The organism is Sphingobium sp. (assembly GCF_048594625.1).
GTDB lineage: Bacteria > Pseudomonadota > Alphaproteobacteria > Sphingomonadales > Sphingomonadaceae > Sphingobium.
In genome coordinates, this window is record NZ_JBMDWL010000136.1 from 1 (window position 1) to 24,069 (window position 24,069).

Below are 24,069 nucleotides of genomic sequence, written 5' to 3' on the forward strand. Positions count from 1 at the left end.
CGCTCGACGCCGAAATGTACAAGTGGCGCCACCTCGTCGAAAACTTCTCCTGCATACTCAAAAAATTCAAGCGTATCGCCATGCGCGCTTGCAAAACCGATCGCAGCTTCGAGGCCATGATCCACCTCGCTGCAGCCGTCACCAATTCCCGGTGAATCCCCACAAACCTTAGGCTGAGGAACAGTGTCTCGTTGAGCAGTTCGTCACGCATGCAACCGTTAAAGCTCTCGGCGTAGCCATTCTGCATCGGCTTGCCCGGGGCAATGAGTGCCACTCCACGCCGATCTCGCTGCACCAGGCAAGGACGGCGTTTGACGTCAGCTCGGTACCGTTGTCGCTGACAATCATTCTAGGCTTGCCGCGCTCGGCGATCAGCTCGGTGAGCTCACGCACCACCCGACGCCCTGAGATCGATGTGTCCGGCACCGCGCGCAAGCACTCGCGGGTTACATCGTCGACGATGTTGAGCACCCGGAAACGACACCCCGTCGCCAGCTGATCATGGACGAAGTCCAGGCTCCACCGTTGATTGGGTAGCGCCAGCACGGGAGCCGGTGCTCGTGCGTCGATGGCACGCCGCTGGTTCCTCCTGCGTCGGACCGCCAGCTTCTCCTCACTATAGAGCCGCTGCGTCTTCTTGCGGTTGATCACCACGCCCTCACGTCGCAACAGAATGTGCAGCCGACGATAGCCAAACCGGCGGCGCTGCTGCGCAAGCTCACGCAGCTTCGCCCGAAGGTCGGCATCATCCTCCCGCTGTGACCGGTAACGCATGCTCTTCCGGTCAGCGCCGATAACACGGCACGCCCGCCGCTCGCTCATCCCCAGAACCGCCTGGAGACGAGCGACCGCCTCTCGCTTGGCAGCGGGCGTTACCAATTTTTTGCGAGAAGATCCTTCAGGCCGGCGTTATCCAGCATCGCCTCGGCCAGCAGTCGCTTCAGCTTGGCGTTCTCGTCCTCGAGCAACCGTAACCGCTTGGCCTCTGAGACCTCCAGACCGCTATACTTGGCCTTCCAGTTGTAGATCGTCGCTTCCGATACCCCGTGGCGACGAGCCAGGTCGGCAGTCTTCGCGCCAGCCTCCTGCTCCTTCAGCACACCGATGATCTGCTCTTCTGTGAACCTTGCTCGCTTCATTCGTCCGTCCTTCCATCACGCAAGACTCTAATCAAGCTTGGAGGACAATCCGGGGGGGCACGTCAGTCCGACACCACGATCATATAGCAGATCGATGATCGAAACGCTAATAAAAGCACCAGAAAATGGGCGTTTTACCCCGCCAATGAAGGAGTGAAAGTGCGTTCAGGTCGCCTCCAGTCGATGCCTTTCCAAGAGCATCGAAAGCTGCGCCGCCGTCATCACCACCGACCCCGTCTTGGTCGACGGCCACACGAAGCGCCCCCGGTCCATCCGCTTCGAAAACAGACACATGCCCTGGCCGTCGTACCAAAGCAGCTTCACCAGATCGCCGCGCTTGCCCCGGAAAGCGAACAGCGCACCGGAATAGGGGCTCTGCTCCAGAACCTGCCGCGTCATCACCGCCAGGCCGTCGAAACCCTTATGCATGTCGGTCGCACCGCAGGCCAGGAAGATCCGCGTCGATGGCGGCGGTGGGATCATAGCGTCAGGATACCGATCACCCGTGACAGGGCATCGGCATCGACCGTGGCATCCACGCTCACCCTGATACCAAACGGCAGTTCGATGCCAATCACGCCGCCGCTTCTCGCTGATCTGCACCTCCGCAAATGCCGGCTCGGCCAACTTGCGAACCCCGGCAAGCTCACCGGACATCGCTTGGCACCGCCAAGTGTAGATCGAGCCGCTGCCGACATCATGGCGTTCACAGGCCGTACGCACGCAGCCCTCCGGGCCGAATGCATCCCACAGCACGAATAGCTTCTGCTCTACCGTCCACCGCCGCCGGCCCGACACCCGGCCAACGACCTCGATCCGACCACTCATATGATTACTCATATGACTACTCGCCCGTTCGCTTGCTGAATCCTCGATCTCGTCCGACACCCGCCACCTCGCTAAAAGAGCGGCAATCATCCCGGCGAATGGGCACCGCGCAAGGCGGCCCACCATGGTTTCCGGTAGATGTTCAAGCCTGTTTTGAACTAAAGGCGTTCGTATAGTTCCAACGCTTGGCCGACGTCGGTATATGTGGTGGCATGGCCGCTATCTAGAAGAACGGCCTTGTTACAATAGTCGCTGATATAGCCCGGACTGTGCGATGCGACAATCATTGCCCGGTCGCTGCGCTTTTCAAACAGTTCGACATGGCATTTACGCTGAAAGTTCTGATCGCCAACCAGGACAATCTCGTCAATGAGATAGCAGTCGAACTCGATCGCCAAGGACAAGGCAAATGCCAACCTTGCCCGCATCCCTGACGAATATGTCTTCACGGGCATTTTTAACTGGCGGTCTAGTTCAGTGAATTCTTCAACAAAATCACGAACATATGCATATTCACGCTGATAGATACGAGCTATGAAACGGGTATTGTCATAGCCTGTGAGGCTGCCTTGGAATGCACCTGCAAAGCCTAAAGGCCAGGAAATGGACATGTTGCGAATGATCTTGCCTGATGTGGGCATTTCAACGCCGCCGATCAGTTTGATCAAAGTGCTTTTGCCAGCTCCATTACGCCCGAGCAGGCCAACTCTTTCGCCAGGAGCGACGCTGATGTTCACTCCTTTTAGAACCTGCTTGGTGCTATGGCCATGACCATAGGATTTTCTGATATCGCGACAGATAATCATTCAATTGTCAAAGTCCGGCGCACGCGGCGGCAAAGAACAAGGCCGATCATGGTGGCGACCACGGCGCATCCAATGGGGTTCCAGATATTATAATGGGCTACGATATCGTCGCCCCATATGCCTTTCCGCATCATTTCCATGCCATTGACGAACGGCGATAGGAGGAGAAAGTCTCTTATGCTGGGCTTCATCCAGTCGACGAGATAAAATAGGCCGGAAAATGGGATCATGATATAGGTTACGACCGGAATGAACTTTTCCAGCACTTCTGACATTTCGGAAACCGGTGCAATGACCAGGCAAAGGGAAAAGCAGAAGAAACTATAAAGCATCCATCCTGCGACCAGAAGGCCCATGTTGGCGGGAACGGGAAATTCCCCCAACTGAATCAACACGACAGCCATGAAGGCATAGGCCATCATGCCGCCGAGCAATTCTATGATGAAGCGCGCCAGGATGAAGTCGGTAATCTTGATCTGCCGGTGATACAGCAAGCTTTGATTGACCGTAAATACGGCCACACTGCGTGACACACCATGGCGGAACAGGGTGATGGGAATATAGCCGGTAGCCACGAAGGCGATAATACTTATGCCATGTTCCGTGGCACCTTTGGTCATATGCCATATTAGGCCGACCAATCCCGCAAACAGCAGCGGCTCGGCCATGATCCATAGAAATCCGATATTCTCCCGGCCAAAACGGGTGATGAGTTCGCGGATCATCAAGGCATGGATAATTCGGGTCTGAACCCCCCAGCCTTCGCGCAACTTATGCAGGGTGTCATTCGCCATGATCAATCTTCCGGCGAATGTTCTAGAACACCGATCATGAACATCCAGATGACGAAATAGAGGCAAAGGGCAACACAAGCGACGACGATAATATTGATGAGCCGCTTTGGCAGCAGGGGGGTATCTGGAAGATTCGGATCGACGACCCGTTCAAGATAGAATTGCTGCCGCTGCGCTTCGGCGCGGGCCTGGACTAAAGCTGCATTGGCCGCGTTCAGGCTTTCGGTTGCGAACTCCTGTTCGACCAGCAGGTTTTCATATCCTCCAAGCTTGGAAGCTATGCCGCTGCCGTTGCCTACGACCCGGCTGTCCTGCGATGCGATTTGCGTTCCGATGGCGCTGATCCGGTTACGCAACGCCGGGATTGAGGGATTGTTCGGGGTCAACCTCTGCATGAGGTCGAGCTGCGCCTGCAAGGCGGCACGCTCGGCGGTCAGAGTATTGGCAATCTCCAGGACGCCGACAGCCTGCTTGCTAGGATCGATGACTGCCTGAGCATTGCGGTATTGCGTCAGAGCAACGCGTGCGGAACGAGCTCTCTGCGTAGCGAGTTCGACCTGTTTCTGTGCTTCGACGATACCCTTGCTTTGAGCGCGGCCGTTCAACTTGTTGACCAAGGCTTCACTAAGGTCGAGCAATTCCCGGTTGATGAGATAGGCATCTTGCGGAGTGAAGGCTTCGACCTTGATAATTGCCGTACTGGTTTCGCTATCCAGTCGCGCATCGACCCGTTTGCCATAATATTTGAACAGGTTTTCAAAGCTTCCGTCCGAGAATGGTCGGGGAAAACGGCTGAGGGCGTCGGCCTGGGAAGTCGAGAACTTGTCCCGAATGTCGAGAGTCTTTTCGAGCGCTTTGAGCGCGTCGCGCGAACGGACATAGGTCAACACCTCGTTCGCCTGTTCCTGCCCACCCGACAGGCCGGTGGTCTGCACCAGATTGGCAAGCGTCGACGTCTGCCCGCGTTTCTGGTCAGGGCTTTTGATGACAAAGCGGGATTCCGAAATGTAGATATCGGATGCGATCAGCCCATAATAAAGTGCTGCCAGCAAGGTGGGAAACACGACAGCCAGCAGAAACCAACGCCGCTTCCTGACCCAAAGGGCGAAAGCAGATTGTGGAGCTGAAGCGTCGGTTTCGACCGGGAACGAGGTATTAACGTTCATAAAATACTGTGGCGCCTTAAGCTAATCGAGCCGCTCTTGCGCTAGGCCAACACGAGAAAAGGCGCAAGGGCCATGCCGATGCGAGAGGAACTATTGTCCATTCTTTCGTCCCGATGCTAAGGCGTTCCGCAGACAAGCGGCTGCCTTTCGAGACCTTTGATCAATGAATATCAAAAATAGTGTGTATCTGGCCCTGCTCGCAGGACTTGCGGGTTGCGCTACGCTCCCTTCCAGTGGGCCGACCGGCAAACAAATCGAGAAATCCGCGGTTGCGCCCAAGGACGGGGTTCCGATCCAGATCGTCGAAATTCAAGGTGCAGCCGATGTGCCCGCGGGAGTTGCCAGCGCCTCTCCAGCATCCATTCTGCCTCAGGCCGCGCCAACCCCAACCGATATGGTGGGTCCGGGCGATGTGCTTGACATCAACATATACGAAGCGGGAGTCACCCTGTTCGCCAGCAGCTCACCCGCAACGGCGGCAGGGCAACTGTCCGCGCCCGGCGTGCAGGTCCAGAAGCTCCCCCCCACCCGGATCGATGACCTTGGCGACATCACCATACCCTATGCAGGTACGTTGCATGTCGCGGGGCTGACCACGGGTGAGATCGAGGCGATGATACGCAATTCCCTGCGTCGCATATCGCAAAATCCGCAGGTAATCGTGACGCTTGATCAGGCGATCACCAACACGATCATCGTCGGCGGCGAAGTGGCGCGGCCCGGTCGTCTGGTGCTTCAGACCAATCGCGAAAGCCTGTCGGATGTCATCGCGCTGGCGGGCGGTTATCGCGGCAATTCGAAGGATTTGATGGCCCGCATCATGCGCGGTGATACCAGCGCTGATGTCCGCATCAATGACATGGTTGAAAATCCCGCGCTGGATGTGCGCATCCGTCCCGGTGATCGCCTGATGCTGGTCGACGATCCGCGTACTTATTCGATCCTGGGCGCATCGGGCCGGATCGAGCAGGTGCCGTTCCGGCGTTCAACGGTTTCGCTGGCCGAAGCCATCGCGACTGCGGGCGGGACCAATCCCAATCTCGGCGACCCCGCCGCCATCTTCCTGTTCCGCTATGTCGTGGATGCTGAGGGCAAGGAAGTGCCGCGCGTCTATCACATTAACATGATGCAGACGGGCGCCTATTTTATCGCGCAGAAATTCACGATGCAGGACAAGGACGTTCTCTATTTCGGCAATGCGGCAGCCAATCAACCCAGCAAGCTTGTTCAGCTGATCAGTCAGCTTTTCTCGCCGGTCCTGACCGTGACAAGCGCGGTGTCGGTGATCCAGAACAGCAACAATTGATCTAAACCGGGTCGCACTTTTCAGGAGATACTATGGAAGTCCAGACCTACGATATAGCGGGCGTCACGCTGCTGACCCCCCGTCATATCGGCGACGAGCGCGGCTATTTCGCGGAAACCTTCCGCGCCGACCTGTTCGCCAGGCACATTGGCGATAACAGCTTCGTGCAGGATAATGAATCACGCAGCGCGCGGGTCGGGACGATCCGCGGCCTGCACTTCCAGAGCGAACCCCATGCCCAGGGCAAGCTCGTGCGTTGCACCGCCGGCGCGCTGTTCGACGTCGCCGTGGACATCCGCGCCGGGTCGCCCACCTATGGTCAGTGGGTTGGCGAAACGCTGACCCCCGACAATGGCAAGCAGCTCTGGGTGCCGCCCGGCTTCGCGCACGGCTTCTGCTCGCTCGAACCCGACACCGTCATCTGCTACAAAGTGACGGGCAGCTACTACAGCCCGGAATGCGACAAGGGTCTCGCCTGGGATGATCCGGCGATCGGCATTCAATGGCCCGATGTCGCCGACGCCGAAACTCTTTCCGCCAAGGACCGCAAACAGCCCCTGCTCGCCGACCTTCCCGCCTATTTCAGCTGGAGCAACTAACCCATGCGCGTAATCGTCACCGGCGGTGCCGGCTTCATTGGCTCTGCCCTCGTCCGCTATCTGGTGCTGGAAAAGGGCTATGACGTCCTGACCATCGACGCGCTGACCTATGCTGGCTGCGAAGCCTCGCTGAAAGAAGTGGAGGGTAAGAACAACCACCAGTTCCTGCACGCCAATATCTGCGACCGCGCGGCGATGGACGCGGCGATTGCGGGCTTCAAGCCCGACCGCATCATGCATCTGGCCGCCGAAAGCCATGTCGACCGTTCGATCACTGGCGCGGCTGATTTCATCCAGACCAATGTGGTGGGCAGCTTCACCCTGCTGGAGGCCGCCCGCGCCTATTGGAACGGGCTTGAGGGCGACGCGAAGGCCGCCTTCCGCTTCCTCCATGTCTCGACCGATGAAGTCTATGGCTCGCTGGGCGACGAAGGCCTGTTCGAGGAAACCACGCCCTATGACCCATCCTCACCCTATTCGGCGTCGAAGGCGGCGTCCGATCATCTGGCCAAGGCATGGCAGCGCACCTATGGCCTGCCGGTGGTGGTGTCCAACTGCTCGAACAATTATGGGCCGTACCACTTCCCCGAAAAGCTCATTCCGCTGACGATCCTCAACGCGCTCGCGGGCCGTCCTCTGCCGGTCTATGGCAAGGGTGAGAATATCCGCGACTGGCTCTATGTCGACGATCATGCCCGCGCGCTGGACATCATCATCGAAAAGGGGGAGCCGGGCGAAACCTATAATGTGGGCGGCCGTAACGAGCGCAAGAATATCGACGTCGTGCTGCGCATCTGCGCGGTGCTGGACGAACTGGTCCCGACCGACAGCCCGCGCGCCGACCTCATCGAATATGTCACCGATCGTCCGGGCCACGATGCCCGCTATGCGATCGACGCGACCAAGCTGGAAAATGAACTGGGCTGGAAGGCGCAGGAGAATTTCGACAGCGGCATAGAAAAGACCGTGCGCTGGTATCTGGACAATCAATGGTGGTGGCAGCCGCTGCGCGAACAATATGACGGCCAGCGCCTCGGCCTCGATAAGACTGTCAAGGCCGACGCCAAGGTGCCTGCATGAAGATCGCCGTCACGGGAACGACGGGGCAGGTCGTCACCAGCCTCATCGAACGTGGCACGGCCGCCGGGCATGACATAATCGCTATCGGCCGCCCCGATCTCGACCTTGCCGACCCGGCGTCGGTCGTGCGCGCGCTGACGGCTGCTGCGCCCGACGTCATCGTGTCCGCCGCCGCCTATACCGCGGTCGACAAGGCGGAGAGCGAAAGCGATCTGGCCCATGCCGTCAACGGCGCAGGGCCGGGCGCCGTGGCGCAGGCGGCAAAGGCGCTGGGCGTCCCGCTCATCCACATCTCGACCGACTATGTATTCGACGGGACATTGGACCGCCCCTATGTGGAAAGCGATCCGACCGGCCCCACCGGCGTCTATGGCGCGTCGAAACTGGCGGGTGAACGCGCCGTGCTGGACGGCCATGACGATAGCGCGGTCCTGCGCGTGGCATGGGTTTACAGCCCGTTCGGCGGCAATTTCGTCAAGACCATGCTGCGTCTGGCGACCGACCGTGACGAATTGGGCGTAGTCGGCGATCAGGTCGGCAATCCGACCAGCGCTCTCGCCATCGCGGATGGTATCATAAAGGTGGCTACCAATATGGTATCCGATAGTAGCCCTGTGCTGCGCGGCACCTTCCATATGACTGCGCCGGGCGAAGCCAGCTGGGCCGATTTCGCCGCAGCGATCTTCGCGGCGTCGGCGGCGCGCGGTGGCCCATCGGCATCGGTACGCCATATCGGCACGGCCGATTATCCCACGCCCGCCACCCGGCCCGCCAATTCGCGGCTCGACTGCGGCCTGATCGCAAAGGCGCATGGCGTGACGCTGCCCGACTGGCGCGCATCATTGGACGATATAATGGATCGCCTGCAACCGGTGGCCAACTGATTATCTGGGGAAGTTGAAGCTATGAAGGGTATCATTCTTGCCGGGGGCAGCGGCACGCGTCTCTATCCGATGACGCTGTCGACCTCGAAACAGCTCATGCCGGTCTATGACAAGCCGATGATCTATTATCCGCTCAGCACGCTGATGCTGGCAGGCATCCGCGAAGTCCTCATCATCTCCACCCCGCGCGACCTGCCGGCGTTCCAGTCGCTGCTGGGTGATGGATCGGCCTGGGGCATGACCATCGAATATGCCGAGCAGCCCAGCCCCGACGGTCTGGCGCAGGCCTATATCATCGGCGCGGATTTCGTCGGCAACGAACCGTCGGCGCTGATCCTGGGCGACAATATCTATCATGGCCACGGCCTGCCCGAAATCCTGTCCAGCGCCGCGTCGCGCACCAGCGGCGCCAGCGTCTTTGCCTATCATGTCCATGATCCGGACCGTTATGGCGTGGTCAGCTTCGATGACCAGATGAAGGCGCTGACGATCGAGGAAAAGCCGGAAAAGCCGCAGTCCAACTGGGCGGTCACCGGCCTCTATTTTTATGACCATCAGGTCGTGGACATCGCGGCGAACCTCAAGCCCTCGCCGCGCGGCGAGCTGGAAATCACCGACGTCAACCGCGTCTATCTGGAACGCGGCGAACTCAATGTGGAAATCATGGGCCGTGGCTATGCCTGGCTCGATACCGGCACGCCCGATAGCCTGCTCGACGCCGCCGATTTCGTCCGCGTCCTTGAAAAGCGTCAGGGCTTCAAGATCGCGGCTCCAGAGGAAATCGCCTATCGTCAGGGCTTTATCGATGCGGCGGGACTGGAAAAGGCGATCGGCAAGCTCGGCAAGTCCGACTATGGCCGCTATCTGCGCGCCCTGCTGACCGAAGGTTGATATATCGGCTTGACCCCCTGCCCCATGGGACATGATAGGGACGATATGGTAACCCAGAAACTTGCCATTCATTATGTCGAAAAGCCATGGGGCCGGACCGATCTTCCGTCGATCTTCGCCGCCGGTGCAGGGCGACAGATTGGCGAAGTCTGGTTCGAGAGCGCCGACGGCCGCGACCTGCCTTTGCTGGTCAAATATATCTTTACCAGCGACCGCCTGTCCATTCAGGTGCATCCCAACGATGCGCAGGCGGTGGCGAAGGGGCTGCCGCGCGGGAAAGAGGAAATCTGGTATATCCTCGACTGTGAACCAGGCGCGACGCTGGGCATCGGCCTTACCGCTCCGATGACCCCGGACCAGTTCCGCGCCGCTGCGCAGGACGGATCGCTGGAACATTGGATCGATTGGAAGCCGGTCAAGCCGGGTGACTGCTATTTTATCCCGGCGGGCACGGTTCATGCGATCGGCGCGGGCATCACGCTGGCTGAAATTCAGCAGAATGCCGACGTTACCTATCGCCTCTATGATTATGGCCGCCCGCGCGAACTGCATCTGGACGACGGCGTCGCGGTCAGCCGCCTCACCCCCTATGACCGTGCGCCGGGCGAAGCACCGCTTGGCAGCGAAACCCGGCTGATCGGCGCCGACGAAGCCCCCTTCTCGCTCGATCTCGTCCACTGGACCGAAGGCCAGAGCGTCAGCGTGCCGACAGGCAAGCAGCTCTGGTTCACGCCATTAAGCGGCGCGGGGACCGTCAACGGCCTTTCATGGGAAAAGGGCGACTGCCTGTTGCTGGAGGGCGACTGCGCCTTCATCCTGACGGCAGGCCCCGTTTCCGCCCTGCTCGCCATTCCGCGCTGAAAGGGCCGGATTGCCCTGCTTTTCGCCCGTAATTTCGTAAAGGCCGACCTTAAAATATCCGTCATGCCAGCGCAGGCTGGCATCGCAGGCAAAAGCGCGCAGCGCTTCACCATGGCGCTGTACAGCCTGTCCGCTGTCGCCTGAGGCCTCCGCCTTGACCTTCGGTCGCCTTTCGGGTCGCTGGGGTAAGGGCCTATATTGGCTATTATCGGCCACCTCGGCGCACATGGAATTGAACACAAGCCATTGATAATGAACGATAATAGGACAAAATGCGTTCACCCGAAACGCGCTATTCAACAAAAATCGTTATTTATCAAAGCTCTGTAATTGCAAAAACGCGTGGCACCTGTCCAACTTGCTGTCTCATTATCGGCCAGCCCCACTTTGCCAAGCCTTCGGCCATGATCAGGCCGGAATGCTATAATCCCGCACCAGCGTCAGCGCCTGTTCGTTGAGCGATGCCGCCCGCTCCACGCTGTCGCTTTCGGTGTAACAGCGCAGCTCCGGGGCATTGCCGCTCGGCCGCAGGTGGATGATGTCGCCGCCTGCGAAGTGGATACGCAGCCCGTCGGTCCGGTCGATCCCGTCCGCCTCGCCCGCCAGCTCGCCGAACATGGCTGTCAGCCGCGCCAATATGGCGGCCTCCTCGCCTTGCTCCAGACGCGCGATCAGCGCGTGGCTCTGCGCCGTGGGATAGGCCTGCAACCGCTCGCTGAACGTATAGCGTTCGGGCAGTTGCGCCTGCAATGCCGACAGCGTCACGCTGCGCCGCTTTGCATCGACCAGCACCGACAGGATCGGCAGCACCGCGTCCCGTGTCGGCAGCGCACCTAAAGTCCGCCCGTCCAGCACCACCGGCGTCGCCAGCAAGAAACCGCCATTGGCCTCATAGCCGCACACGCTCGCCTGACCATCGGCCACCAGCCCATTCATCGCCTCGATAACGAAGGGCGACCCTATCCGGGTCCGCCGCACGGCCGTGAACAGTCCCGACAGCTCGACCGCGCTGTTGCAGCTGACCGGCGTAGCGATCGCCGCGATGTCCAGCGCCCGCGCGCTCAATATGCCCAGCACGTCGCCGCGCATCCAGACGCCCTGTTCGTCGGCCAGCAGCGGCCGGTCGCTATCCCCGTCGGTCGACAGGATCGCGTCCAGCCCATATTCCGCCGCCCATTGCCGCGCCAGCGCCTGGTCCTCAGGCCGCACCGCCTCGGTATCCACCGGGATGAAGCGATCGGACCGGCCCAGCGACACGGCGGTGCCGCCCAGCGCCTCGACCAGCGCGACCAATATGTCGCGCCCGACCGCCGAATGCTCGTAGACGCCCAATGTCAGGCCTGCCAGCGCCGTCGGGCCAAAGGCATCGACATAGCGCGCGACATAGGGCGTCGCGGCATCGACCAGAGGTTCGGCGGGCGTGGCGTCCTTCAACATGCCCCTATCGTCGAACAGGTCTGGCAGGTCGACGCTCTGCGCCCGGATCGCCATCTCGTCGGGCTTCAGTACCTCGCCATCGGTGCGGTTGAACTTGATGCCGTTGCGATCGTCGGGGATATGGCTGCCCGTCACCATCAGCGACGGGATGCCGCGCGCGAACCCATAGGCCGCTACCGCCGGCGAAGGCACGAACCCGCAATCATCGACCGTCCCGCCAATATGCCGTACCGCCGCCGCGCAGGCCGCCATGATACGCGGACTGGACGGCCGCAGGTCGCCTGCGATGGCGACAGCGGTGCCGGGTGAAAACTGCCCGACATTGGCCAGATGTTGCAGGAACGCAGCAGTATAGGCGAAACAGACTCGGTCCGTCATCGCGCTCACCAGCCCACGCGCGCCACTGGTCCCGAACGCGACGCCGGATTGCGCCATCAAGTCGGCGATGGAAACGGATTGCGTCATGAAACCTCCTTTGATCAGGAACAGGCTTATCAGGCAATGCGGAAAACGTCGGTTGTTCTTTGCATTCCGATGATGATCGAAGTTAGTCCGTCCGTTATCCGGACGGACCATCCCGTCATTAAAACCGCAACCGCACTCCACTCATCACGCTTTCGCGATGATCGTCGCTCCCGGTTTGCGCATCGACCGCAGAAAACAGCTCAAGGCCGCTTTCCAGACGATAGGCCATGCCCGCCGATACGGTGCCCACCATCTTCGCCCGCTGTGCGCCCGTCGCGATCAGCGTCAGCGGTGCGCTTGCATAGCCGCCGATGGCGGTCGGCATCCGGCCCTTATACTGGGCGCGCAGGCCAAGGCCGATATAGGGGCGGAACGCCGCATCCGAAGCATCCGCCCGCGCGAAGCGGAAACCCGCATCGCCGAAGATCGCGTCATGCCGGTCCCGCGCGACGGTCAGCCCGAAGATGCTACCCGTCTCTACCGCACGGTCGCGGATAGTGCGAACATAGGTGACGCCAACCTTGGGCATTAGCGCCCAGTCCCCACCAGTCGACAGGGCATAGCCGACCGACAGGTCGCCGACCCAGTTACGCAGGTTGTAGCGGGATGAAGAGCTGTCGCCATTAGGCAGCGCCCGCGTCGTGCGCGCGTCGCCTCCGTTGAACAGCGCCGATGCGGTGATCTGCACTCCGCTCGCGACATAGCGGCCTTGTACGCCCGCAACGAAGCCATCGGTACGGTTGGATGCTGCCAGTGCGCCTATCCGCTGACGGCTGTCGAGATAGCCGCCGAACGCGCCGACCGACCAGTCGCGATTGCCGATCCCGATCCCGCCGATCAAGCCATATCCGTGTGTCTGCGCGGCGGATGTCCCCCTTTGCACATTGCCGCTCAACCTGTGCCACTGACCCATGCCCTGCCCGAAAGTAAAGGGGCGCACATCGTCACTGTCGATCGCGGCAAAGCCGGGGCCGCGTACGACATCGACCAACGTCAACGCCTGATCCACGCTCAGCTGCGTTGCCGACGCATAGGGTTCGGGCGTCAGGCGGGCAAAGCCACGCGGATCGGAAGATCCGTCCGCTCGCAACAGCGAGGGCAGCGCGACGAACAGCGCGCTGGTGACAGGCTGCGCCTGAATGGCTGTGTTGGCGTAAGCGATGCTGCGCGACACCTGCGGGCTGAACGCCGCATTGTCCAGGAACTGGCCGAGCAGCTGGATGCGATCGGCGCGCTGGACGACGAAGCCGAACAGCGACACCGCCTTGTCGATCGTCGTATAGCTGCCGCTGATTCCGCCGCTCGCGACGATCAGGTCATAGGATGTGCCAGGCCGGATCTGCCCTTCGGCCACGATGCGCAGCGTCGAACCCGACGCGATCGTGACATTGCCGTTTACCAGCAACTGGTCGGCGATGGTCGGGGTGATTTCGAACAGCGATGTCGATCCGTTGGCCAGCGCGACATTGCCATTGACGGTCATGATGCCCGGCGATGCGCCGGGGCTGAGTATGCCCGAAACGCTGATATTGCCGTTGACCGTGCCCGCCGATCCGAAGGTCGCGCCCGATCGCACGGCGATCTGCCCTGCGCGGATTGTCGATCCGGCGAGGCCGACAAGGCGTCCGCCCGACAGGTCGATGTTACCAAAGGCTGCGCTGCCCGACACGGTAGCGAAACCGCCGGTCATCGCCAGCCCTTCGACATTGGCGACATTGCCGAAGGCGACCGGGGCGGCGCTGCTGCCACCCGACAGCTGGATGACGTCATTGCCCGCGCCGCCATCGATCGATCCAGCAAAGGCGCCCGCGATGGTGAAGCGGTTGTCGCCCGCGCCGAATATCACCGGTGCGATCAGCGATGCGCCCGCCGCGACGGTCAGGCCGGTGTTGGCGGCGACCCGTTCATAGGCGTGGTTGCCGTTCAGCGTCAGCGTGCCGCTGCCTTCGGTCCCCAGAATTTCGAACCCGGTCAACAGTCCGGTGCCCAGCGTGCGGTCGCCCGCCAGTTCCAGCGTGGCGCTGTCGGTGCCTGCGCCGCCATGGACGGTGCCCGCCAGCGTCCCGCCTGCCGCCAGACGGAAATGGTCGTCGCCGCTGCCCAGGTCGATGATGCCTGCCAGCGTACCGCCATTGGCGACGCTGACCGACTGTGCGCCATCGCCAAAGCTGATCGCCTCGTTCGCCGTGCCCAGTATGCCGGTGATGGTCAGCGATCCGCCGGTCAGAGCAATGCTTTCAAAGCCGCTCGCGACGCCCGCCAGCGTGACCGGCGCATTGGCGGTGAAGCGCAGCATGTCCGTGCCTGCGCCCCCTGCATACAACCCTGTCGCCCGCGTTGCACCGATCGCCAGCACATCATCGCCCGCGCCCAACATCGCGACCGCGACATCGCCATCGACGCTCAGCCTTTCTGCGCCGTCCGATCCCGTCACCACGCCCGCGCCAAAGCCGTTCAGGGTCAGGTCGAGACCGGTGCCGTTCAGGGAGATCGCCTCGAAATTCTGGTCGAGCGTCAGGGACAGCATGCCATTACCCTCGACGGCAAGTCGTTCGAACCCGCTGCGCTGGCCGATGCCGCTGCGGTCGCCCGCCAGCATCACGCTGTAGAGGTCGTTGCCCGCCCCGCCATCGACGCCGCCCGGGACATTGCTGCCGGCCATGTCGACGAACTGGTCGTCGCCCGCGCCCAGCAGCACCGCGCCGCCGATCATGCCGCTGTTGACCACCCGGTCATTGCCCGCGCCCAGACCGACAGTGCCGGTGATGGTGCCCGCATTGACCACGCTTTCCGGGCCGTCCCCGCCCGCAATCGTCGTCGCGCCTTCGCTCGACAGGGTTTGTCCCGCGGCGACCGTTACGCCGCCGCCCGACAGGCCGATGCTGTCGAAACGGAAGTTGCCCGAATAGGTGACATTGCCATTGCCGATCTGGCTGAAGCGTTCGAAATTGACGAACTGGTCGCCATTGACCGCCCCGCCCCGCGTCGCGTCAACGATCAGGCTGTCGGTGCCTTCGCCGCCGTCCACCGTGCCGATCAGCACCGCGTCCGCCGCCTGAAGGAAGCTGTCATCCCCCGCGCCAAGCCGGACATCGCCTTCGATCCGGCCGTAATTTTCAATCCGGTCATTGCCCCGGCCAAGGTCGATGGAGCCAATGATCGTGCCGCTGTTGACGATCCGGTCGTCGGCGATGCCAAGGGTCTGGATCGCCCCTGCCAGGCTGGTCGGTCCGATCGACCGGGCGAACAGGTCGTCGGCCGCCAGCACGGTGTCGCCGCCCCCGCGGATCGTACCGCTGTTGTTGAGGTCCAGCGCCGTGCCGGACACCATCACCGCCACCGATTTCGCGCCACCCGTTTCGATCGTGCCGCTGTTGGAAACGATGCCGCTGCTTGGACCTGTAACTTCTATATTCAGGCCGATGGTGGGGCTGGTATAGGTCGCGGTCGTGTAGACATAGCCCGGATAGGTCCAATAGCCGTAGCTTTCGGTGACGCCATCGCCGGTCGCGCGGATGGTACCGCGATTGTCGATAGCATAGGTCGATGCGGTGTTGCCCGCGATCTGGAGCGATACACCACTGGCCGCTGTTCCGTTTGCTTCGATGGTGCCGCTATTGGTCAGGCTGATCAACGCCGGGCCACTCGGATAGACGGGAGAATAGCCGTTGTTCACCGCGATGTTCAGGCCCGGAACGCCGGGGCTGGCGCTGCTGATCGTACCGCTGTTATCGATGGTCAATCCGGCCGCTTCAGGCTGCTGCGCGAAGGTCGCGCTGACCTGCATTCCCCCATCGATCAAGCCGGTGTTGAGTGCGGAGATGCCGGTCAGACCATCGCCGCCCAGCGCCACGGTGCCATAGGTGCCATAGGTGCCAGATGAGGCGATGGTGCCGCTGTTGGCGAAGATGATGTCGCCCGCCGATCGCCATTGCGACACGGCGCTATAGGTGAGGCTAGCGCTGCCGATCGTGCCGCTGTTGCTGAAGGACCGGATGTCGCCATCCACGCCGCCCAGCACCGTGCCCCGGTTTGTCAGCGCCCATAGCCGGTTGGTGAAGCCTTGCCCGATCATATAATAAGGCATTTGGGTAAGCAGCGCGCCGTCGATCGTCGCTTCGTTGACGATGGCACCGTCGCCCTGCACATAGACGTCATTGGTGATGCTGTTCGCCGATGACAGGGTGACGATGGTATCTGCGCCCGACGCCTCCACGAAATCGGCCTCGAAATTGATACCCGGACGGTTGCCCAACGCAACCGTACCGCTGGCCTTGCGGACATAGCCGAAGATGTCGAAACCCGCGCCGCCATCGATCGTGCCGGTTACGCCATGATCGTCGCCGGTCTGGACGAACAGGTCGCTGCCCTGACCAAAGGTCAGATTGCCGGTCAGCGTACCGCCATCGGCGATATAGACGGCCGAGCTATAGCTGTAGGGCGATGTCGTGATGTTGCCACTGATGGCGCCGCGATTGATGATGGCCCCACCGTTTGACAGGTCGATCGCGGTCGCGCCGCGGATCGTGCCTCCGGCGTCATTGGTCAGTGTCGCGCCATAGCCCATGGCGATGGCGGCAGCCCTGCGGCTTTCGATCGTGCCGCTGTTGATCAGGCTGGCCGATGTATAATAGCCTGACTGGACCGCGATCCCGTCCATCCGGATGGTGCCGCTGTTGTTCAGCGTCGTGAAGCCAGAGATGCCGATGGCGTTCGATCCGGCAATATCGGTGATGGTGCCGCTATTGACGATGTCGCGCGCGCCACTGATGGCAGTGCCGTTACCGTTCATGCGGATAGTGCCGTTGTTGGTTACGGTCGTTCCGCCGAAAATGGCGCTGACGGGGAAATAGCGCCCCGTGGCGTTGGCAATGGTGATGGTGCCGTTGTTGATGATGTCGGCCGTACCGGCATAGATGGCCGCCAGTTGTTGATAATTGTTGTTTTGCGTCGTGCCAGTCAGCGCCAATGTGCCGTCATTGACGATGGTCAGCGCGCGGGCGGGGCCGCTGCTTGCGCCGGTCAACTGGTCGGTCGTCAGGATCGTCGCGTCGATCAGGTTGCGGTCGGCGATCGACACGCTGCCGTTCAGCGTCACCGTGCCGCTGCCCGCCAGACCGATGGTCGTGACGATTGGCGACGCTGTGTTTAGCGCCAGCTTCGCGTCGTTCGACAGTTCATAGGCCAGCGCTTCGAACCCGTTGGGCAATGCCAGCGTGGCGCTGGCATCGGCCTTGACGCGATAACGGATGGTATCGCGGCCCGCGCCGGCATCCACGCCGCCCGCCGCGCCTGCCAGTGGGCGCGTTGCAGCGCTGTCCAGATCCACGATCAACTGGTCGTCGCCACCGCCCAGCAGGATCGCGCCGGTCACGCTGCCGCCATTGTCGATGAAGATGTCGTCGCTGCCATCATAATAGCCGGGCGGCGGCGTCAGGTCGACCGTGCCTGTAATCTGTCCGGCATTGGCGATGGTTGCGCGTCCGCCGCTGCTCTTTATGCCGCCCGTGATCCGGCCGGACGCATCGTTCAGCAATATGCCGCCACTTACAGTCGCGCCGCTGGTCCCGCCGATGATGGTGCCGCTATTGGTCAGGCGTCCACCCGAAATGGCAACCCCGCTGGAGCCGCCCGTTATCGTGCCGCTGTTGGTTAAGGAGCCGCTCCACTGGACGACGCCGGTGGTCCCGCCCGCGATCGTGCCGCTATTAGTCGAAACGGCATAGCCTTGCAGATAGGCGCCGATCGCGCCGGTCGATCGGATCGATCCGCTGTTGGTCAGGGCGGAACTGATGGTCACCCCCGACCCGCCATTGGCGGTGATGGTCCCGCTGTTGACCACGGTCTGTCCGCTTACCGCATAAAGGCTGTTGCTGCCCGCGGTCGATAGGATCGAGCCCTGATTATCGAACATAAGCAGGCCGGTGGTCAGGCCGGTCGAGATGGCCGCACCGCTGACGACGAGCGCCGCCTGATTGACGACCGTACCTGCTCCGCCAATTTGCAATGCGGTGCCCATGGTGAAACCGGACGCCAGCGTCACGGTCGCATCGTTTGACAGCTCAAGGCCGAGCCGCTCGAAATTGGTGGGCAGCGCGACCTGTCTGAAAGTCGCATTGCTGTCCACGCCCAGCGTGATCGTGTCGATCCCGTCGCCGCCATCGATCTGGCCGGTGATGGAGCCCACCCGTCCGGTCGCCACATCATAGCGCGCGCGCACGCTGTCGTCGCCCGCGCCCAACAGCAGGTCGCCGTTGATCGTGCCGCTGCGCGTGTCGATCATGCTGCCCTGGCCGCTTCCGGCCGTTGAAATGACCGATCCGTTGATCGTCCCCAAATTGGTCAGCCACAGGGTGCCGGTGCTACGGATTGCAGTCGTGCTACCCCCAATCACGCCGTTGGCGGCGTTGTTGATCGACAGGTTGCCGGGGCCGCTCAGGGTCGCGGCCGGACCGCTAGAAACGATCCGACCCATATTCGTTACGGACAAGCCCTGAAATGTCGTGGCGATCGCCGCATTACTGCCGCCGTCGATCGTGCCGCTATTGGTGATATAGGACAGGCGGCCCGCAACCCCGCCGATCATGCCGGTCGTCCTGTTGGTCACCCCTATTGCGCCCAAGCCCATCTGGTCTGCGACGATTGCCGGACCGGCGGTGCCAGTGATCGTACCGGCATTGTCCAGCGATACGTTCATAAAGCCGTTGACGTTGCCGGGCTCGCGGCGGATCAACAGACCCTGCGCACCGGTCAGCGTGCCGCCTGCCGCCACCAATATTGTGGCATTGCCGGACGGATAGGTCGTCACGCTGCTGCCTGGAATGCAATAGATCGGCGACGCCCCGGCATAGGGATCGCAAGGCACTGTCGTGACCGGTCCTGTGCTGACGAACAGCCCGGCCTTGTTCACGCCGCCATCGACCAGTCCCCGAATGTCGAAGCTGGCGCTTGTCGAGCGGGACAGGATGGCAGCGGCGGCATTGCCGGGCTGCACCGTTGCCCCTTGCGCAACCACGACCCGGCTGTTCGATGCATCGACGGTCAACCCGTCGCTATCGGCGTCCGTGCAGGTGGTGGTCGCATTGGCGACAGTGGGATCGGGCGTACAGGCTGCAAAAGCAGGTTCCACCACCAGCAACGCGCCCAGCATGGCACTCGTCTGCAATGCAAGCACACGTACACGCCGTCCACGCGGCGCAATCCCCCTGACAATCATGACACCCCCATATTAGTATGAGTTATGCTATGGAGGGCTATTGCGATTGTCTACATTCAAATATTGTAAATACTTGTTCTCGCCGAATAATTACGGATTGAAGATCCGCTATCCATAAAGCCGCTCATCCCACCACACCGGCTCCGGCAATTCATGGCTTATTCCCTTTGCGTCGGGGTGCAGCGGGTTGATCAGAATATTGCGTTCCACCCGCGCCACCATGGACGGCACGATCAATATCGCGCTCCGCCGCTCCGTGAACCATGCCTGCCCGAACGCCTTGCATAACCCTTCATCCTTCCCGTCCCATCCCGGGTGCGCGGCGGTCTGGAAGATTTCGTAGCTGATGCCGTTGGGGATGGTGATGCGGATATGATGCTGGTTGGGTGGCAGCACGCTGCCCGCATGCACCAGCTTCTCCAGCATCGCCGTCGAATAATGTTCCGACGTGTAGATGATGGGGCTGGCGGGCGTGTTCCACCGCCCCGGATAGAGCCGCGCCCCTTCGCTGTCATAGATGGGATGGACGCCATCGGGGTCGCCGATGCGATAGGCCGTCAGAACCCGGTCGGTTTCCCCGCCCGTCACACGCCCCCGCTATAGGCGGCGCGGCCGAGCAGGTTGATGACGAGATCCGCTCCCGGACTGGTCGCCAGCGCGACATCCAGCGGCGCTTTACCGTCCAGCATCGGGTGCGGGCGGCCCAGAAATTCGCGGGCGCGCTCCGGCTCCTTATAGATGTCGAGCGCGAAGCTGAACACCTTGGCCAGACGGGCCAGACGGTCCCCCTCCTCGCTCGTCAGCTTTTTGGTAGCGGATTTGCGTCGCCTCTCTAGCGTCCCCTTGGGGATCAGGCGAAATTTGAAACGCGCATCACCGGGCGCAACGCTGTCGGCCAGATGGTCGAGCGCCGCGACTGGCAACCCGCTTTCGATGGACGAAGGCAGCGCCAGACGCGACGCATGGATGCCAGCCTTCACGCCCAGCAAGGCCTCTACCGATTGAAATTGGGTTGCCATGATCTTCCTGCCTCAATTGAGGCATATATATGCTTCATATGAGGCGCGTGCAAGGATCGATTTCTTTTCCTCGCCCTGATCTTCCTGCTGCCGGATCGATGCCGTTGCCGACCCGTGCATGAGCTTTCATCGCTCGAAGTCTCTTCCTCCGCGTTTGCATATCATTTTTTCATCCATGTCGGCCGCGCCCTATAGGGGGGCGGCTTTTCCCTACGTCCGATTTGGGTGGCGCCATCGGCGCCGCCTTTCGTGGATCAAGCCGTAATGTTCGTCAGCCATGGCTGGAGTCTGCTCAAGCAGACTATCAAATGCCTATATTATGGTGAGGGCCGGATAGGCATGATGCCGGGAATGTTTAACATCACCACAAAAAAAGCTTCTCCTCCGCTTCGCCCACCCGCTGCACCACGGCCTTGGGTGCGCCATCAGATCCGCACCCGCTCCACTTCCGCCAGACTGATATCGTCGCGCCGTCGGTCGTAAAGCTGCGTCGTCCGTGTCGAGCTGTGATTGGCCATGGCGGCCGCATTTTCCAGCGTGCCGCCATTCTTCAGATAGGTGGTGATGCCTGTCGCCCGAAAACTGTGATTGCCGATCTGCGTTTCGATCCCTGCGGCGCGGGCGCGGCGGCGGACCATGGCATGGGCTTCGGCCTGACGCAGCGCCCTGTCGCTCAACGTCCTGCGGCCACGGTCGACGGTGCGGAACAATGCCCCCCTGCCCTCGCTGATGTCGCACACTTCTATATAAGAAAGCAGATAATCTTCGAGGATATGGTGGCAGGGCATCTCGTGCCGCTTGCCGCCCTTTTCATGCAGGCGCAGCCATAGCCGCCGCCCCTGCACGAACACATCCTCCCGTTTCATCGCCAGCGCCGCCCCCACCCGCGCAAAGCTGTAGATCATCAGGCCGATCAGCGCCCGGTCGCGCAGCCCGGCAGGCGTCGAAATGTCGATCGCGTCCAGCAGCGCGCGCGCCTCTGTCGCCTCCAGCACCGGTGTGCGGCCGGTTCGCGCGCTGTGCGCCGGACCGCGTACGCTGGCCGCGGGGTTGGTCGCGATCGCCTGCCCCGTCACCAGCCAGTCGAACAGATGACGGATCGCGGCCAGACGCTGCTTGACGCTCGGTGCGGCGAGCGACTGGCCCAGCATTTCGATCCAGGCCGCGACATGAATCGGCGCGATCTCGTCCAACCTGCGCACGCCATGGCCAAAGCACCATGACAGGAAATCCCGCGCCGCCTTCGCATAGGCACGCCGTGTGTGGGGATTGCGGATGTTGGCGGCGAAAAACTCCAGAAAGCGCATGTGCACATGCGGCGGCGCCTCCGCGATGATCGGTGGCAGGGTGAGCGAGGGTGATATGATCGTCGGAAGCATGAAAACCGGACCGAGTGCATTTATATGTGATAATGTCCTTTATCACATATAAAGAGGAGACAAGGAGAAATTGCGCTTGTGTCTCATCCGATGAACGGCTGTAAGTCGGTCGCGTCCGACGCAGAGCGGATGAAGCGGGATGATGGATGTTTAGTCTGGACAGATCAGCATCGCTTTGGCGCAATGCAGGGGACAGGTAAGAATGAAGATCGCAGTTTTCGGACTCGGCTATGTCGGCCTGTCCAACGCCGTATTGCTGGCCCAACATAATGAAGTCGCGGCGGTCGACATCACGCCCGAACGTGTCGATATGCTCAATGCGCGCAAATCGCCGATCGTCGACGTGGAACTGGAAGAGTTTCTTGCCGCGCGTCCGCTCAACCTCACTGCCACGCTTGATCCGCAGCAGGCCATGGCTGATGCCGATTATGTGATCGTCGCAACGCCGACCAATTATGATGTCGGCACCAACAAGTTCGACACTTCCTCGGTCGAAGCGGTGATCCAGACAGCCAAGGCCGCCAATCCTTCCGCGACCATCGTCGTCAAATCGACCGTACCGGTCGGCTTCGTGGAGGACGTGCGTCAGCGACTTAACACCAATCAGGTTATTTTCTCTCCCGAATTCCTGCGTGAAGGCAAAGCGCTCCAGGACAATCTCCACCCGTCGCGCATCATCGTGGGCGAACGGTCGGAACGCGCCCGCATCTTCGCCGATCTGCTGTTGCAGGGCGCGGTTAAGAAGGACGTCGAAATCCTGTTCACCGACCCCAGCGAGGCGGAGGCGATCAAGCTGTTCGCCAACACCTATCTCGCCATGCGGGTCGCCTTCTTCAACGAACTGGACAGCTATGCCATCGCTCATGGCATGGATTCCCGCCAGATCATCACGGGTGTCGGCCTCGACCCCCGCATCGGGTCGCATTATAATAATCCCAGCTTCGGCTACGGCGGCTATTGCCTGCCCAAGGATACCAAACAGCTACTCGCCAACTATTCCGAAGTGCCACAGAACCTGATCCGCGCGATCGTGGAGGCCAACCACACCCGCAAGGATTTCCTGGCGGATCAGATCATCGCGAAGCACCCGAAGAAAGTCGGCGTCTTCCGCCTGGTGATGAAGGCGGGGTCCGACAATTTCCGTCAGTCCTCGATCCAGGGCATCATGAAGCGGATCAAGGCCAAGGGCATCGAGGTTGTGATCTACGAACCGGCGATGCAGGAAGAGACGTTTTTCGGATCGCGGGTGGTGCGCGACCTTGGCGCGTTCAAGCAGGAATGCGACATCATCATCGCCAATCGCATGACGGCGGATATAGAGGATGTGTCGGACAAGATCTTCACGCGGGATCTTTTCGGATCGGATTGACAACGATCCTTGTTGCGGCTGTGTTTTCTGTCCATCATGATGGAATCGCTTTCCAATATCGCATGGAGACGTTGATGATCAGGCTTCCTCGCTTGCTTCGCAGGAAGCGTTCGTCCGCACATGTCCGCCAAAGTCATTCCGTTCGGGATTATCAGGCGCTCGTCCGCGCCAAGCTGAAATCCCTGCCCGACAATCCGACCTTGGCCCTAGCGCAGGCGATCGGCGCGCCCACCATGGATGATTTCGTGTCGATCGGCGACGGCCATGTCGCGGTGCTGCGTCACCATGGGCTGGTCGATGGCATGACTGTCTATGATCTGGGCTGCGGGTGCGGCCGCACGGCACAGGCGTTGGTTCGTCATGGATGGCAGGGCAACTATACCGGCGCGGATGTCGTGCAGGAACTGATCGACGAACTGGCGCGCCAATGTCCCGGCTATGATGTTCTGCTCAACGTTTCACCCCGGATCGTCGCGCCTGACGCTTCGCTCGACATGGTCTTTCACTGGTCGGTCTTTACCCATCTCTATCCGGGTGAATCTTATCTTTATACCGTTGATGCATTCCGCGCGCTCAAGCCCGGTGGCAAGATGATTTTCTCCTTTCTCGAATTAGAGGAAGCGGAGCATGACCGGGTGTGGAACGCCAATCTGGATCATTTGCGCGCCTCCAACCGCGCCGAGCATCTGGACGCTTTCCTGCATCGCGACTGGATCCGCCGCTTTGCCCGCGACGCCGGTTTTATAGAACCGCGCTTTACGGACGGGCAGGACAGCAAGGATCACCCTCCCTTTTGGCAAAGTCTGGCGGTGCTGGAAAAACCAGCTTGA

16 protein-coding genes and 4 pseudogenes are annotated in these 24,069 nt (G+C 61.2%); 9 read left to right on the forward strand and 11 right to left on the reverse strand.

Going from position 1 to position 24,069, the window contains the following annotated elements; all coding sequences use genetic code 11:
• Positions 1-155, forward strand: a pseudogene (locus tag ACOJSJ_RS17350) (IS5/IS1182 family transposase); the annotation flags it as partial.
• A 14-nt stretch (positions 156-169) separates the two neighbouring features.
• Here ACOJSJ_RS17350 and ACOJSJ_RS17355 read toward each other — a convergent pair.
• The 6 genes and pseudogenes from ACOJSJ_RS17355 to ACOJSJ_RS17380 form a co-directional block, all read right to left on the reverse strand.
• Positions 170-1,139: pseudogene (locus ACOJSJ_RS17355) on the reverse strand (IS3 family transposase); the annotation flags it as partial.
• A 134-nt stretch (positions 1,140-1,273) separates the two neighbouring features.
• Positions 1,274-1,622 (reverse strand): annotated as a pseudogene (gene tnpB / locus ACOJSJ_RS17360) (IS66 family insertion sequence element accessory protein TnpB).
• A 171-nt stretch (positions 1,623-1,793) separates the two neighbouring features.
• Positions 1,794-2,093: pseudogene (locus ACOJSJ_RS17365) on the reverse strand (transposase); the annotation flags it as partial.
• A gap of 32 nt (positions 2,094-2,125) precedes the next feature.
• Positions 2,126-2,773, reverse strand: a complete 648-nt coding sequence (locus tag ACOJSJ_RS17370) for an ABC transporter ATP-binding protein (protein WP_420146207.1) — start codon at positions 2,771-2,773, stop codon at positions 2,126-2,128.
• The gene (locus ACOJSJ_RS17375) at positions 2,770-3,567 is read right to left on the reverse strand and encodes an ABC transporter permease (RefSeq protein WP_420146208.1); all 798 of its coding nucleotides are present in this window, start codon (positions 3,565-3,567) and stop codon (positions 2,770-2,772) included. The genes ACOJSJ_RS17370 and ACOJSJ_RS17375 overlap by 4 nt, the downstream gene beginning before the upstream one ends.
• A gap of 2 nt (positions 3,568-3,569) precedes the next feature.
• Positions 3,570-4,733, reverse strand: coding sequence for a capsule biosynthesis protein (locus ACOJSJ_RS17380; RefSeq protein WP_420146209.1), 1,164 nt, complete (start codon positions 4,731-4,733; stop codon positions 3,570-3,572).
• Between the two features lie 163 nt (positions 4,734-4,896).
• On the opposite strand from ACOJSJ_RS17380, the gene ACOJSJ_RS17385 reads away from it, so the two are divergent.
• From ACOJSJ_RS17385 to ACOJSJ_RS17410, 6 genes are read left to right on the forward strand one after another with little or no spacing between them, the layout of a single operon-like run.
• Positions 4,897-6,039 (forward strand): polysaccharide biosynthesis/export family protein, encoded by a 1,143-nt coding sequence (locus ACOJSJ_RS17385; protein WP_420146210.1) that lies wholly within the window; start codon positions 4,897-4,899, stop codon positions 6,037-6,039.
• 32 nt (positions 6,040-6,071) lie between these two features.
• Entirely contained in the window at positions 6,072-6,638 is a 567-nt protein-coding gene (gene rfbC, locus ACOJSJ_RS17390; protein WP_420146211.1) for a dTDP-4-dehydrorhamnose 3,5-epimerase, read from the forward strand.
• A 3-nt stretch (positions 6,639-6,641) separates the two neighbouring features.
• Complete coding sequence (gene rfbB / locus ACOJSJ_RS17395; RefSeq protein ID WP_420146212.1) at positions 6,642-7,718, forward strand: dTDP-glucose 4,6-dehydratase; 1,077 nt, start codon at positions 6,642-6,644, stop codon at positions 7,716-7,718.
• Positions 7,715-8,602: a dTDP-4-dehydrorhamnose reductase gene (gene rfbD, locus ACOJSJ_RS17400; RefSeq protein WP_420146213.1), complete on the forward strand. Its 888-nt coding sequence runs from the start codon at positions 7,715-7,717 to the stop codon at positions 8,600-8,602. The genes rfbB and rfbD overlap by 4 nt, the downstream gene beginning before the upstream one ends.
• Before the next feature lie 21 nt (positions 8,603-8,623).
• Positions 8,624-9,493 (forward strand): glucose-1-phosphate thymidylyltransferase RfbA, encoded by an 870-nt coding sequence (gene rfbA, locus ACOJSJ_RS17405; protein ID WP_420146214.1) that lies wholly within the window; start codon positions 8,624-8,626, stop codon positions 9,491-9,493.
• Between the two features lie 45 nt (positions 9,494-9,538).
• On the forward strand, positions 9,539-10,354 hold the full coding sequence (locus tag ACOJSJ_RS17410) for a class I mannose-6-phosphate isomerase (protein ID WP_420146215.1): 816 nt from the start codon (positions 9,539-9,541) through the stop codon (positions 10,352-10,354).
• Between the two features lie 408 nt (positions 10,355-10,762).
• Here ACOJSJ_RS17410 and ACOJSJ_RS17415 read toward each other — a convergent pair whose 3' ends face one another.
• The 5 genes from ACOJSJ_RS17415 to ACOJSJ_RS17435 form a co-directional block, all read right to left on the reverse strand.
• Positions 10,763-12,256 (reverse strand): phosphomannomutase, encoded by a 1,494-nt coding sequence (locus ACOJSJ_RS17415; RefSeq protein WP_420146216.1) that lies wholly within the window; start codon positions 12,254-12,256, stop codon positions 10,763-10,765.
• 118 nt (positions 12,257-12,374) lie between these two features.
• Positions 12,375-19,472, reverse strand: a complete 7,098-nt coding sequence (locus ACOJSJ_RS17420) for an autotransporter outer membrane beta-barrel domain-containing protein (protein ID WP_420146217.1) — start codon at positions 19,470-19,472, stop codon at positions 12,375-12,377.
• Positions 19,473-19,580: 108 nt separating this feature from the next.
• Complete coding sequence (locus tag ACOJSJ_RS17425; protein ID WP_420146218.1) at positions 19,581-20,060, reverse strand: RES family NAD+ phosphorylase; 480 nt, start codon at positions 20,058-20,060, stop codon at positions 19,581-19,583.
• The gene (locus ACOJSJ_RS17430; RefSeq protein ID WP_420146219.1) at positions 20,057-20,491 is read right to left on the reverse strand and encodes an antitoxin Xre/MbcA/ParS toxin-binding domain-containing protein; all 435 of its coding nucleotides are present in this window, start codon (positions 20,489-20,491) and stop codon (positions 20,057-20,059) included. The genes ACOJSJ_RS17425 and ACOJSJ_RS17430 overlap by 4 nt, the downstream gene beginning before the upstream one ends.
• 425 nt (positions 20,492-20,916) lie before the next feature.
• Positions 20,917-21,870 carry a tyrosine-type recombinase/integrase gene (locus ACOJSJ_RS17435; RefSeq protein WP_420146220.1) on the reverse strand — a complete coding sequence of 318 codons (954 nt, stop codon included), beginning with the start codon at positions 21,868-21,870 and terminating at the stop codon, positions 20,917-20,919.
• Between the two features lie 202 nt (positions 21,871-22,072).
• On the opposite strand from ACOJSJ_RS17435, the gene ACOJSJ_RS17440 reads away from it, so the two are divergent.
• Both ACOJSJ_RS17440 and ACOJSJ_RS17445 read left to right on the forward strand, forming a co-directional pair.
• Positions 22,073-23,239, forward strand: coding sequence for a nucleotide sugar dehydrogenase (locus tag ACOJSJ_RS17440; protein ID WP_420146221.1), 1,167 nt, complete (start codon positions 22,073-22,075; stop codon positions 23,237-23,239).
• A 92-nt stretch (positions 23,240-23,331) separates the two neighbouring features.
• Positions 23,332-24,069: a class I SAM-dependent methyltransferase gene (locus ACOJSJ_RS17445; RefSeq protein ID WP_420146222.1), complete on the forward strand. Its 738-nt coding sequence runs from the start codon at positions 23,332-23,334 to the stop codon at positions 24,067-24,069.

What these genes read in the sequence shown, in the direction of transcription:
- rfbC (WP_420146211.1), top strand. Translation starts at nt 6,072, where the DNA reads ATGGAAGTCCAGACCTACGATATAGCGGGCGTCACGCTGCTGACCCCC.
- ACOJSJ_RS17410 (WP_420146215.1), top strand. Translation starts at nt 9,539, where the DNA reads ATGGTAACCCAGAAACTTGCCATTCATTATGTCGAAAAGCCATGGGGC.
- ACOJSJ_RS17440 (WP_420146221.1), top strand. Translation starts at nt 22,073, where the DNA reads ATGAAGATCGCAGTTTTCGGACTCGGCTATGTCGGCCTGTCCAACGCC.
- rfbD (WP_420146213.1), top strand. Translation starts at nt 7,715, where the DNA reads ATGAAGATCGCCGTCACGGGAACGACGGGGCAGGTCGTCACCAGCCTC.
- rfbB (WP_420146212.1), top strand. Translation starts at nt 6,642, where the DNA reads ATGCGCGTAATCGTCACCGGCGGTGCCGGCTTCATTGGCTCTGCCCTC.
- ACOJSJ_RS17415 (WP_420146216.1), bottom strand. Translation starts at nt 12,256, where the DNA reads ATGACGCAATCCGTTTCCATCGCCGACTTGATGGCGCAATCCGGCGTC.
- ACOJSJ_RS17420 (WP_420146217.1), bottom strand. Translation starts at nt 19,472, where the DNA reads ATGATTGTCAGGGGGATTGCGCCGCGTGGACGGCGTGTACGTGTGCTT.
- ACOJSJ_RS17370 (WP_420146207.1), bottom strand. Translation starts at nt 2,773, where the DNA reads ATGATTATCTGTCGCGATATCAGAAAATCCTATGGTCATGGCCATAGC.
- ACOJSJ_RS17430 (WP_420146219.1), bottom strand. Translation starts at nt 20,491, where the DNA reads ATGGCAACCCAATTTCAATCGGTAGAGGCCTTGCTGGGCGTGAAGGCT.
- ACOJSJ_RS17380 (WP_420146209.1), bottom strand. Translation starts at nt 4,733, where the DNA reads ATGAACGTTAATACCTCGTTCCCGGTCGAAACCGACGCTTCAGCTCCA.
- ACOJSJ_RS17375 (WP_420146208.1), bottom strand. Translation starts at nt 3,567, where the DNA reads ATGGCGAATGACACCCTGCATAAGTTGCGCGAAGGCTGGGGGGTTCAG.
- ACOJSJ_RS17385 (WP_420146210.1), top strand. Translation starts at nt 4,897, where the DNA reads ATGAATATCAAAAATAGTGTGTATCTGGCCCTGCTCGCAGGACTTGCG.
- rfbA (WP_420146214.1), top strand. Translation starts at nt 8,624, where the DNA reads ATGAAGGGTATCATTCTTGCCGGGGGCAGCGGCACGCGTCTCTATCCG.
- ACOJSJ_RS17435 (WP_420146220.1), bottom strand. Translation starts at nt 21,870, where the DNA reads ATGCTTCCGACGATCATATCACCCTCGCTCACCCTGCCACCGATCATC.